The sequence below is a fragment of the Streptomyces sp. NPDC048516 genome (assembly GCF_043199875.1).
Classification (GTDB): Bacteria; Actinomycetota; Actinomycetes; order Streptomycetales; family Streptomycetaceae; genus Streptomyces.
The window spans coordinates 224439-235861 of record NZ_JBICWS010000005.1 but is presented as its reverse complement, the minus strand read 5'-3'; the positions used below and the strand labels follow the sequence as shown (position 1 = coordinate 235861).

Here is an 11423-nt window from a genome sequence, read left to right as displayed (position 1 = left end):
GTACGGATGCGAGGCACCTGACAGCGAGGAGTGGCGTACATGACGGGACAGCGGGAACTGGCGGGACGGGTGGCGCTGGTGGCCGGGGCGACCCGCGGGGCCGGGCGGGCGATGGCGGTCGAGCTGGGGCGGGCCGGCGCCCTGGTGTATGTGACGGGACGGACGACCAGGGAACGGGTCAGCGAGGTCGGCCGGGCCACGGAGACGATCGAGCAGACCGCGGAGCTGGTGAGCGCGGCGGGCGGCACCGGCATCGCCGTACCGACCGACCATCTGGACCCGGCGCAGGTCAAGGCGCTGACCGAGCGCATCGACCGGCAGCACGGCCGGCTGGATGTGCTGGTCAACAGCGTCTGGGGCGGCGACCGGCTGATCGAGTTCCACACCAAGCTGTGGGACCTCGACCTGGAGAACGGGCTGCGGATGTTCCGCCTCGGCATCGACACCCACGTCATCACCAGCCATTACGCCCTGCCCCTGCTGATCAGGCGGCCCGGCGGTCTGGTGGTCGAGGTCACCGATGGCACCGCCGCCTTCAACCGCACCTACCGGGACAACCTCTGCTTCGACCTCACCAAGAACGCGCCGCACCGCATCGCCTTCGGGCTCGCCGCCGAACTGAAGGAACACGGGGGCACGGCGGTCTCGCTCACCCCCGGTTTCCTCCGCTCCGAGGAGATGCTCGACCACTTCGGGGTGACGGAGGAGAACTGGCGCGACGCGGTGGCCGGGGAGCCGCACTTCGCCATCGCCGAATCGCCGGCCCTGATCGCCCGCGGCGTACGGGCGCTCGCCGCCGACCCGGCCAAGGAGCGGTGGAGCGGCCGGTCGCTCTCCAGCGGGCAGCTGGCGAAGGAGTACGACTTCACCGACACGGACGGCTCGCGGCCCGACTGCTTCGGTTATTTCGAGGAGGTCGTCTTCGGCGGGAAGGAGGGCAGCGCCGATGACTACCGCTGAGGTGGAGGCGGACCGGTACCGGTAGGGGTACCGGCACCGGCACCGGCACCGGCACCGGTGCCGGGGGCATCCGGCGGATCACGGCCCGCTACCGTCCGGCCCGCCGCGGTCCGGCCCGCCACCGTCCGGCCCGCCGCCGTCCGGCCCGGTCCCTGCCCCGTTCCCCTCCGCGTACAGCGCGGCCATGCGGCGGGCGGCCGAGGCGAAGCGCTCACGCAGCTCGGGGGGCGCGAGTATGTCGCCCTCCGGGCCGAGCGTCAGCAACTGGGCGTAGGCGACCTCGGCGGACTCCACGGCGAGTGTCACGGTCAGCCGGCCGTGCTCATCGAGGCCGTCCGCGGACTGCGCCCGCTCGATCGCCTCACGGGCCGCGGCGCGTTCGGTGACGTACGGCAGCTGCCTGACGCCGCGCGGGGACAGCCGCAGGACCACCTCCTCGCGCAGGATCGACCGGGCGAACTGGGCCGCCCGCTGTGCCCAGAACTCCGGAAGGTCGAAGGAAACGTCACGGGCGAACCGCCCGCCGGCCTGGTCGGAGTCATCGGCGTCGCCGGCCCCGGAGGCGTTGCCGCTCCCGGCGGGCGCCACCGCGGTGAACCGGTCGACACGGTAGACGCGGTAGTCGCCCTGCGTACGCGCCGCCAGATACCAGACGCCTGCCTTCAGCACGAGGCCGTACGGCTCCAACTCCCGCTCCACCTCGGTGTCCTTGCGGAGGTAGCGGGCGGTGATCCGGCGGTCGTCCCAGACCGCGTCGGCGATCCCGGGGAGCAGGGCGGGTGTCTCGGGCTCCTGATACCACGCCGGGGCGTCGAGGTGAAAGCGCTGGGCGGCACCCTTCGCGGCATCCCGCAGCTCGGGCAGCAGGGCGGCGGAGACCTTCAGCCGGGCGGCGGACGCGGCATCGGCCAGGCCCATCTCGCGCAGGGCGGAGGGCACTCCGGACAGGAAGAGGGCTTCCGCCTCGCTCCGGCCGAGGCCGGTGAGCCGCGTGCGGTAGCCGCCTATGAGGCGGTAGCCGCCGGCCCGGCCGCGGTCCGCGTAGACGGGCACCCCGGCCTCGGAGAGCGAGAGGACGTCCCGGGCGACCGTACGCTCGGAAACCTCCAGCTCCCGCGCCAGCTCGGCGGCCGTCATCGACGGCCGCGCCTGGAGCAGCAACACCATCCTGATCAGCCGGGCAGCACGCATGGGTCCATGATGCGGGGGGCCACTGACAATGTGCTGTCTGCGGGTGCGTCGTGGCTGGTCGCGCAGTTCCCCGCGCCCCTCTGGGGCGTGGTCGGCGCTGGGCCGGGCGGTGACGACTTGGTCTGGCCACCGCCGACGGCAACATCGCACAGCCGCAAAGACAGCCCGGCCCGGCCGTAGTCAGGGCGTGGTCGGCCGGGCCGGTGGTGGGTTCCCGTGTGGAGGCCCCGGGCGCGGGAAGGTGGCCTCCACACGGGAGTCGGGGTGCCCCGGAGGGCGGGCGGCGCCCGGTGCGGGCCGGGGCCGCCGACGAGGCACGGGCCGCAACGTGGCGGCCCATGGCTCACAGGCCGTAGCGCTCCCTGGCCTCCTTGACCGCCTCCGGCTTGACCTGGCCGCGACGGGCGAGGGCGGCGAGCGCCTGGACGACCACCGACTGCGGGTCGACGCCGAAGTGGCGGCGGGCCGCCTCGCGGGTGTCGGACAGGCCGAAGCCGTCGGTGCCGATGGAGGTCCAGTCCTGCTCGACCCAGGGGGCGATCTGGTCCGGGACCGCGCGCATCCAGTCGCTCACCGCGACGACCGGGCCGGGGGCGCCGGCCAGCGCACGGGTGACGTACGGGATACGGTCCTCGCCCTCCAGCCGGGCGGCATCGCACTCCAGGGCGTCGCGGCGCAGCTCCGTCCAGGACGGCGCCGACCACACGTCCGCCGCCACGCCCCAGTCGGCGGCCAGCAGCTGCTGCGCCTCCAGGGCCCAGTGGATGGCGGTACCGGACGCCAGCAGCTGCAGCTGCGGGCTGTCGGCCTGGGGCTTGGTGCCCTCGTTGAAGCGGTACAGGCCCTTGAGGATGCCCTCCTCGACGCCCTCCGGCATGGCCGGCTGGACCTTGGTCTCGTTGTAGACCGTGAGGTAGTAGAAGACGTCCTCGGCGTCCGGGCCGTACATCCGGCGCAGGCCCTCCTTGACGATGACCGCGACCTCGTAGGCGAAGGCCGGGTCGTAGGAGAGCGCCGCCGGGTTGGTGGAGGCGATCAGGTGCGAGTGGCCGTCGGCGTGCTGCAGGCCCTCACCGGTCATCGTCGTACGGCCCGCGGTGGCGCCGATGACGAAGCCGCGGCCCAACTGGTCGGCCAGCGCCCAGAACTGGTCGGCGGTGCGCTGCCAGCCGAACATCGAGTAGAAGATGTAGAAGGGGATCATCGGCTCGCCGTGCGTCGCGTACGACGTCGCGGCGGCGGTGAAGTCGGCGAGCGAACCGGCCTCGGTGATGCCCTCGTTGAGGATCTGGCCGTCCTTGGCTTCCTTGTACCAAAGGAGCTGGTCACGGTCGACCGGGTCGTACGTCGCGCCCTTGGGGGAGTAGAGGCCGGCGGTCGGGAAGAGCGATTCCATACCGAAGGTGCGGGCCTCGTCGGGGACGATCGGGACCCAGCGCTTGCCGGTCTCCTTGTCCCGCATCAGGTCCTTGATCAGCCGGACGAACGCCATGGTGGTGGCGATCTCCTGGCTGCCGGAGCCCTTCTTCAGGGCGTCGAAGGCCTTGTCGGCGGGCATCGGCAGCGGCTTGGCGACGACCTTGCGGGCGGGGGCCGGGCCGTCCAGGGCGGCGCGCCGTTCGCGCAGGTAGACCATCTCGGGGGAGTCGTCGGCCGGACGCCAGTACGGCACCTGGCCGCCCTCCAGCGCGCTGTCCGGGATGGGGAGTTCGAGCATGTCACGCATGGTGCGGAACTCCGCCATGGTGAGCTTCTTCATCTGGTGGTTGGCGTTGCGGGACTCGAAGCCCGCGCCGAGGGTGTAGCCCTTGACGGTCTGCGCCAGGATGACGGTCGGCGCGCCCTGGTGCTCGACGGCGGCCTTGTAGGCGGCGTACACCTTGCGCGGCTCGTGGCCGGCCCGGGAGGTCTGGAACAGCTCCAGCAGCTTGGCGTCGGTCAGCCCGCGGGCCAGGGCCTGCAGGGACTCGTTGGCGCCGAAGAAGTGTTCGCGCAGGTAGGCGGCGTCGCGGGTGGCGTACGTCTGGAACTGGGCGTCGGGGGTCTCGCCGAGGCGGCGGATCAGCGCGCCGTCGGTGTCGAGCGCGAAGATCTCGTCCCAGGCCTGGCCCCACAGCGACTTGACGACGTTCCAGCCGGCCGCGCGGAACTGGGCCTCCAGCTCCTGCACGATCTTGAAGTTGGGGCGGACCGGGCCGTCGAGGCGCTGCAGGTTGCAGTTGATGACGAAGGTCAGGTTGTCCAGGCCCTCGCGGCCGGCCAGCGCCAGTGCGGCGGTCGACTCGGGCTCGTCCATCTCGCCGTCGCCCAGGAACGCCCAGACGTGGGAGTTGGCGGTGTCCTTGATGCCGCGGTGTTCCAGGTAGCGGTTGAAGCGCGCCTGGTAGATGGCGGAGAGCGGGCCCAGGCCCATGGAGACGGTGGGGAACTCCCACAGCCAGGGCAGCCGCCGCGGGTGCGGGTAGGAGGGCAGGCCCTCGCCGCCGGCCTCCTGGCGGAAGTGGTCGAGGTGGTCCTCGGTGAGGCGGCCTTCGAGGAAGGCGCGGGCGTAGATGCCGGGCGAGGCGTGGCCCTGGATGTAGAGCTGGTCGCCGCTGCCTCCCCCCGCTACCGCTGAGGGTGCCCCCAGGCCTTCCTTGCCGCGGAAGAAGTGCTGGAAGCCGGTCTCGTAGAGCCAGGCCGCCGAGGCGAAGGTGGCGATGTGGCCGCCCAGGCCCAGCGCGGAGCCGCGGGTCACCATCGCGGCGGCGTTCCAGCGGTTCCAGGCCGTGATCCTGGCCTCCATCGCCTCGTCGCCCGGGAAGGCGGGCTCGGCGGAGGTCGGGATGGTGTTGACGTAGTCCGTCTCCAGGAGGGACGGCAGGGCGGTGCCTTCGGTGCGCGCGGTGTGCTCCAGCGCGCGGCGCATCAGGTAGGCGGCGCGCTGGGGGCCCGCCGCCTCGGTGACGGCGTCAAGCGACTCGCGCCACTCGGCGGTCTCCTCGGGGTCGCGGTCCGGGAGCTGGTCGAGCTGGCTGTACGGCAGGCGCACGGGATCGGGCATGGGTGGCCCCTTTCCGGACGGGAGGTAGCTCGGGGGTGCCGTCGTGACCGGCCGCGTCCTTCAGGGTGGACGGCGGCCTTGACGACACCCCCTACGAGTTCGGCAGGCAGGGTTGTCGCGCCCCGACGCAAGACGATACGCCTCTGATCGATGATCGATCAACGCTCTCCGGACGAATAACCGCAGGTCGGCACGGGGTGCCGCATTTTTGGGCACCGCGTGCCAGCCCGAGGGGGGGCGCCGCCCCCGCCCCGACGCCCCCTCAGACCCGAGGGGCGCAGCTCAGCACGTGTGACTTGAGCAAGGCGCCGATCTTCGGGTCGCGCCGCCGGAACGCGTCCACGATCTCCTGGTGGTCCTGGGCGTGCGAGCGCGGCTCCGGGCTGAACCAGCGGATCGACAGCGTCGTCCAGACCTCGATGCCCAGCGACTCCCAGGTGTGCAGCAAAACGGCGTTCCCGGCGGCCCCCACGATCTCCCGGTGGAAGGCCACCGTGTGCCGCACCTGCGCCTCCCCGTCACCGGCCAGTTCCGCCTCGCGCAGCGCCGCCACCTCGCGTTCCAGCGCCACGGTGTCCTCGGCCAGCCGCCCGGCGGCCAGTTCGGCGGCCACCTGCTCCAGCCCGGCCCGCACCGGATAGCTCTCCTTGAGGTCGTCCGCGGTCAGATTCCGTACCCGTACGCCCTTGTTCGGCGCCGACTCGATCAGCTGCAGCGACTCCAGCTCCCGCAGCGCCTCCCGTACGGGCGTCTGGCTGACCTCCAGCTCCACCGCGATCCGCCGCTCCACGATCCGCTCGCCCGGCTGCCAGCGGCCGCTGACGATCCCCTCAAGGATGTGCTCGCGGATCTGCTCGCGCAGCGAATGGACGACGGGCGGGGTCATGAGGTGCTCCTTCAGAGCGCGTGGTGACGAGGGGGCCATTATCCGGGACGTGCGGAAGGCCCGGCGCAAAGATGCTCAGGGATGCGCAAAGGGGCCGGCCCCGGCTCGTACGAACCGGGGCCGACCCCTGTTGCACACCTATGGCGTGACTGCCGGAATCAGAGACCGATCTCGGTCTCGAACTCGGCGGCCTCCAGGATCTGCTTGACCGTGGTCAGGTAGCGGGCGGCGTCCGCGCCGTCCACCAGACGGTGGTCGTAGGAGAGCGCCAGGTAGGTCATGTCGCGCACCGCGATGGTCTCGCCGAGGTCCGGGTGGTTGATGACCACCGGGCGCTTGACGGTCGCACCGATGCCCAGGATGCCGACCTGGTTCGGGGGCACGATGACGGTGTCGAACAGGGCGCCGCGCGAACCGGTGTTGCTGATGGTGAAGGTCGCACCGGACAGCTCGTCCGGCGTGATCTTGTTCGCGCGGACCTTGCCCGCCAGGTCCGCCGTCTTGCGGGCGATACCGGCGATGTTGAGGTCACCGGCGTCCTTGATGACCGGGGTCATCAGGCCCTTGTCCGCGTCCACCGCGATACCGACGTTCTCGGTGTCGAAGTAGGTGATGGTGCCCTCGTCCTCGTTGATCCGGGCGTTGACGACCGGGTGGGCCTTCAGCGCCTGGACCGCGGCCTTGACAAAGAACGGCATCGGGGAGAGCTTGACGCCCTCACGCTGCGCGAACCCGTCCTTGGCCTTGTTGCGCATCCGCATGATCGCGGTGATGTCCACCTCGACCACGGAGGTCAGCTGCGCCTGGCCGTGCAGGGCCTTCATCATGTTGTCGCCGATGACCTTGCGCATCCGCGGCATCTTGACGGTCTGGCCGCGCAGCGGGGACGCCTCGATGACCGGGGCCTTGGAGGCGGCGGCCGGGGCGGCGGCCGGAGCCGGCGCGGCGGCCTTGGCGGCCTCGGCGGCGGCGATGACGTCCTGCTTGCGGACCCGGCCACCGACACCGGTGCCCTTGACCGTGGACAGGTCGACGCCGTTCTCCGCGGCGAGCTTGCGCACCAGCGGTGTGACGTAGGCGCCGTCGCCCTCACCGGCGGCCGGGGCCGGGGCGGGGGCAGCGGCCGGCTTGGGAGCCGGAGCGGCGGGAGCCGGAGCCGGGGCGGGCGCCGGGGCGGCAGCGGCCGGAGCGGGCTCGGGAGCCGGCGCGGGGGCCGGTGCCGGGGCCGGTGCCGGGGCGGGCTCCGGAGCGGCGGCCGGGGCCGGAGCGGCCGGGGCCGGAGCGGCCGGGGCCGGAGCGGCCGGGGCCGGGGCGGCGGCCGGAGCGGCGCCGGCCGCACCGATGACGGCGAGCTTGGCGCCGACCTCGGCGGTCTCGTCCTCACCGACGACGATCTCCAGCAGGGTGCCGGAAGCCGGCGCCGGGATCTCGGTGTCGACCTTGTCGGTGGAGACCTCCAGCAGCGGCTCGTCGGCCTGGACCTCCTCGCCGACCTCCTTCAGCCAGCGGGTGACGGTGCCCTCGGTGACGCTCTCGCCGAGCGCGGGGAGGACGACGTCAGTGCCCTCGGCGCCGCCCGCGGGGGCAGCGGCGGGGGCGGGGGCCTCGGCGGCCGGAGCCGGGGCGGGCTCGGGCTGCGGCTCGGCCGCGGGCGCCTCGGCGGCGGCCGGGGCCGCCTCGGCCGCGGGCGCACCGCTGCCGTCGTCGATGAGGGCCAGCTCGGCGCCGACCTCCACGGTCTCGTCCTCGGCCACCTTGATGGCGGACAGGATGCCGGCGGCCGGGGCCGGGATCTCGGTGTCGACCTTGTCGGTCGACACCTCGAGCAGCGGCTCGTCGGCCTCGACGCGCTCACCCTCGGCCTTGAGCCAGCGAGTGACGGTGCCCTCGGTGACGCTCTCGCCGAGCGCCGGCAGGGTTACGGAAACCGCCATGGTTTCAGTTGCTCCTTACAAAGTGGTGCGGATGTGGTCGCGCCCGGGACTGGGGTCAGTCGTGGGAGTGGAGAGGCTTGCCGGCCAGGGCCAGGTGGGCCTCGCCGAGGGCTTCGTTCTGCGTCGGGTGCGCGTGCACGAGCTGCGCAACCTCGGCCGGCAGGGCCTCCCAGTTGTAGACCAGCTGGGCCTCACCGACCTGCTCGCCCATACGGTCACCGACCATGTGGACGCCGACCACGGCACCGTCCTTGACCTGGACGAGCTTGATCTCGCCCGTGGTCTTGAGGATCTTGCTCTTGCCGTTGCCCGCGAGGTTGTACTTGAGAGCGACGACCTTGTCGGCGCCGTACAGCTCCTTGGCCTTGGCCTCGGTGATGCCCACCGAAGCGACCTCGGGGTGGCAGTACGTGACGCGCGGCACGCCGTCGTAGTCGATCGGCACGGTCTTCTCACCGGCCAGCCGCTCCGCCACCAGCATGCCCTCGGCGAAGCCGACGTGCGCGAGCTGGAGGGTGGGAACGAGGTCACCGACGGCCGAGATGGTCGGCACGTTGGTCTGCATGTACTCGTCGACGAGGACGTAGCCGCGGTCCATCGCGACGCCCTGCTCCTCGTAGCCCAGGCCCGCCGAGACCGGCCCGCGGCCGATCGCGACCAGCAGCACCTCGGCCTCGAAGGTCTTGCCGTCGGCGAGGGTGACCTGCACGCCGTCGGCGGTGTACTCGGCCTTGTCGAAGAAGGTGCCGAGGTTGAACTTGATGCCGCGCTTGCGGAAGGCCCGCTCCAGCAGCTTGGAGCTGTTCTCGTCCTCGACCGGGACGAGGTGCTTCAGGCCCTCGATGATGGTCACGTCGGTGCCGAAGGACTTCCACGCGGAGGCGAACTCGACGCCGATGACGCCGCCGCCCAGCACGATCGCGGACTTCGGCACGCGGTCCAGCGTGAGCGCGTGGTCCGAGGAGATGATGCGGTTGCCGTCGATCTCCAGGCCCGGCAGCGACTTCGGCACGGAGCCGGTCGCCAGCAGGACGTGGCGGCCCTGGACACGCTGGCCGTTCACATCGACGGAGGTCGGGGAGGACAGCCGGCCCTCGCCCTCGATGTACGTCACCTTGCGGGAGGCGATCAGGCCCTGCAGGCCCTTGTACAGGCCCGAGATGACCTCGTCCTTGTACTTGTGGACCGCCTCGATGTCGATGCCCTCGAAGGTGGCCTTGACACCGAACTGCTCGCTCTCGCGAGCCTGGTCGGCGATCTCACCGGCGTGCAGCAGAGCCTTGGTGGGGATGCAGCCGTTGTGCAGGCAGGTACCGCCGACCTTGCCCTTCTCGATCAGGGCGACGTCCAGGCCCAGCTGCGCCCCGCGCAGGGCAGCGGCGTAACCACCGCTACCGCCTCCGAGGATCACTAGGTCGAAAACGGTGCTGGCGTCGTTCGCCACGTCACGTCCTCCATGCATGGGTACGCCGGAGCCGGTCTCCGATGACCGGGCGGCGGCTGTGGTTCGGCCGCTTTTACTTCGGCCCTGGGTAAGGGGGGCCCTGTCCTGCCGAGAACCCATCTTCGCACTTGTTCAACGAAGCCGGGACGGCGGGCCGGTCTCAGGGCGGACGATCAGCCGCCCCGTAAGGGTTACTGGCGCGTACTGGCGTACGGATTTCGTTGTGGGCGAACACCGGACGCGGGCGCACCTACGGCCCCGGGTGGTATGCCCGGGGCCGTACGGAAATGACGGGCAAGGGGGAGGAAGCTCCCCGGGGCGACCGTCAGCCCAGATCGCCCGCGGCGGTACGCTCCGCCAGCCGCACCAGGGTGCGCACCGCGGATCCCGTGCCGCCCTTGGGGGTGTAGCCCCACGGCGCGCCCTCGTGGAACGCCGGGCCCGCGATGTCCAGGTGGGCCCAGGTGATGCCCTCGCCGATGAACTCCTTGAGGAAGAGCCCGGCGACCAGGCCGCTGCCCATCCGCTCACCCATGTTGGCGATGTCGGCAACCGGCGAATCCATGCCCTTGCGCAGCTCGGACGGCATCGGCATGGGCCAGGACTGCTCGCCGACCTCCTCCGCGATCTCGTGGATCGAGGTACGGAAAGCGTCGTCGTTGGCCATGATCCCGAAGGTGCGGGAGCCCAGCGCCAGCACCATCGCGCCGGTCAGGGTGGCGACGTCCACGATCGCGTCCGGGGTCTCCTCCGAGGCGCGGGTCAGCGCGTCGGCCAGCACCAGGCGGCCCTCGGCGTCGGTGTTCAGCACCTCGACGGTCTTGCCGCTGTACATGGTCAGCACGTCACCGGGACGGGTGGCGGAGCCGGACGGCATGTTCTCGGCGAGCGCCAGCCAGCCGGTGACGTTCACCTCCAGACCCAGCCTGGCGGCGGCCACGACGGCGGCGAACACCGCGGCGGCGCCGCTCATGTCGCACTTCATGGTCTCGTTGTGGCCGGCCGGCTTGAGCGAGATGCCGCCCGAGTCGTAGGTGATGCCCTTGCCGACCAGGGCCAGGGTCTTGTCCGCCTTGGGGTGCGTGTGCGCGATCCGCACCAGCCGCGGCGGGGTCTCCGCGCCCTGGCCGACGCCCAGCAGGCCGCCGTAGCCGCCCTTCTTGAGCGCCTTCTCGTCCAGCACCTCGACCTTGAGGCCGAACTCCTTGGCCGCGGCCTGCGCCTCGGCCGCGAAGGACTTCGGGTCGAGGTCGTTCGGAGGCATGTTGATCAGGTCGCGGGCGCGGTTGATCTCCGCCGCCAGCGCCTGGGCGCGCTCGGCGGCGGCCTTGAACTCCTTGTCACGCGGCTTGCCGCCCAGGAGCGCGACCTCCGCGAGCGGCGCCGACTTGGCGTCGTTCTTCTTGCCGCCCTTGGCGTTCTGCCCGTTGCCGTTGCTGCGGTAGGCGGTGAAGGAGTACGCGCCGAGCAGCGCACCCTCGCTCACCGCGGCGGCCGCCTCGGCATCCTCGACGGGCAGCGCGAAGGCGGCCTTCTTGGTGCCGGTCAGTGCGCGGGCGGCGCTGCCCGCGGCGCGCCGCAGCGCCTCGGTCCCGTAGCCGTCGTCCTTGCCCGGCGCCTCGCCGAGGCCGGCCGCCAGCACGACCGGCGCCTTGAGGCCGTCGGCGGCGGGCAGCTTGGTCACCTCGCCCTCGGCACCACTTGCGCCGAGGGTCTCCAGCACAGCGGCGAGCTTGCCGCCGAAGGCCTTGTCCACGGCCTCCGCGCCGGGGGCGACAACGACGCCCTTGGCGCCCTTGGCCACGCCGACGACGACGGCATCCGCACGCACCGTTGCGGCGGAAGAAGTACTGAGGGTCAGTGCAGTCACGGTGATGAAGGTCCTGTTCCGTCCGGGGAATCCGTCTGCGCGCAGCGCGCTGCTGCCGCCGAGCCTACGCTCGGCGGCGCCACAAGACCCGTCCG

Annotated in this window: 7 protein-coding genes; 1 reads left to right on the top strand and 6 read right to left on the bottom strand. The window is 71.9% G+C overall.

Features of this window, described 5'->3' with window-relative positions:
• Positions 1–39 precede the first annotated feature (39 nt).
• Positions 40–960 (top strand): SDR family oxidoreductase, encoded by a 921-nt coding sequence (locus tag ACGFR7_RS12780; RefSeq protein ID WP_393317059.1) that lies wholly within the window; start codon positions 40–42, stop codon positions 958–960.
• A gap of 78 nt (positions 961–1038) precedes the next feature.
• On the opposite strand, the gene ACGFR7_RS12775 is transcribed toward ACGFR7_RS12780, so the two are convergent.
• From ACGFR7_RS12775 to ACGFR7_RS12750, 6 genes are all read right to left on the bottom strand, one after another.
• Positions 1039–2151: a helix-turn-helix transcriptional regulator gene (locus ACGFR7_RS12775; protein ID WP_393317056.1), complete on the bottom strand. Its 1113-nt coding sequence runs from the start codon at positions 2149–2151 to the stop codon at positions 1039–1041.
• 343 nt (positions 2152–2494) lie between these two features.
• Entirely contained in the window at positions 2495–5194 is a 2700-nt protein-coding gene (gene aceE / locus ACGFR7_RS12770) for a pyruvate dehydrogenase (acetyl-transferring), homodimeric type (RefSeq protein ID WP_393317053.1), read from the bottom strand.
• A gap of 262 nt (positions 5195–5456) precedes the next feature.
• The gene (locus ACGFR7_RS12765) at positions 5457–6080 is read right to left on the bottom strand and encodes a GntR family transcriptional regulator (protein WP_088797323.1); all 624 of its coding nucleotides are present in this window, start codon (positions 6078–6080) and stop codon (positions 5457–5459) included.
• Between the two features lie 158 nt (positions 6081–6238).
• Positions 6239–8014: a 2-oxoglutarate dehydrogenase, E2 component, dihydrolipoamide succinyltransferase gene (gene sucB, locus ACGFR7_RS12760; protein ID WP_393317050.1), complete on the bottom strand. Its 1776-nt coding sequence runs from the start codon at positions 8012–8014 to the stop codon at positions 6239–6241.
• 55 nt (positions 8015–8069) lie between these two features.
• Positions 8070–9458 (bottom strand): dihydrolipoyl dehydrogenase, encoded by a 1389-nt coding sequence (lpdA, locus tag ACGFR7_RS12755; protein WP_030083720.1) that lies wholly within the window; start codon positions 9456–9458, stop codon positions 8070–8072.
• Positions 9459–9783: 325 nt separating this feature from the next.
• Positions 9784–11328, bottom strand: coding sequence for a leucyl aminopeptidase (locus ACGFR7_RS12750; RefSeq protein ID WP_393317046.1), 1545 nt, complete (start codon positions 11326–11328; stop codon positions 9784–9786).
• Between the last annotated feature and the right edge of the window lie 95 nt (positions 11329–11423).

Excerpts from the sequence above, each read along its gene's own strand:
- ACGFR7_RS12780 (WP_393317059.1), top strand. The coding sequence starts at position 40 with ATGACGGGACAGCGGGAACTGGCGGGACGGGTGGCGCTGGTGGCCGGG.
- ACGFR7_RS12775 (WP_393317056.1), bottom strand. The coding sequence starts at position 2,151 with ATGCGTGCTGCCCGGCTGATCAGGATGGTGTTGCTGCTCCAGGCGCGG.
- aceE (WP_393317053.1), bottom strand. The coding sequence starts at position 5,194 with ATGCCCGATCCCGTGCGCCTGCCGTACAGCCAGCTCGACCAGCTCCCG.
- ACGFR7_RS12765 (WP_088797323.1), bottom strand. The coding sequence starts at position 6,080 with ATGACCCCGCCCGTCGTCCATTCGCTGCGCGAGCAGATCCGCGAGCAC.
- sucB (WP_393317050.1), bottom strand. The coding sequence starts at position 8,014 with ATGGCGGTTTCCGTAACCCTGCCGGCGCTCGGCGAGAGCGTCACCGAG.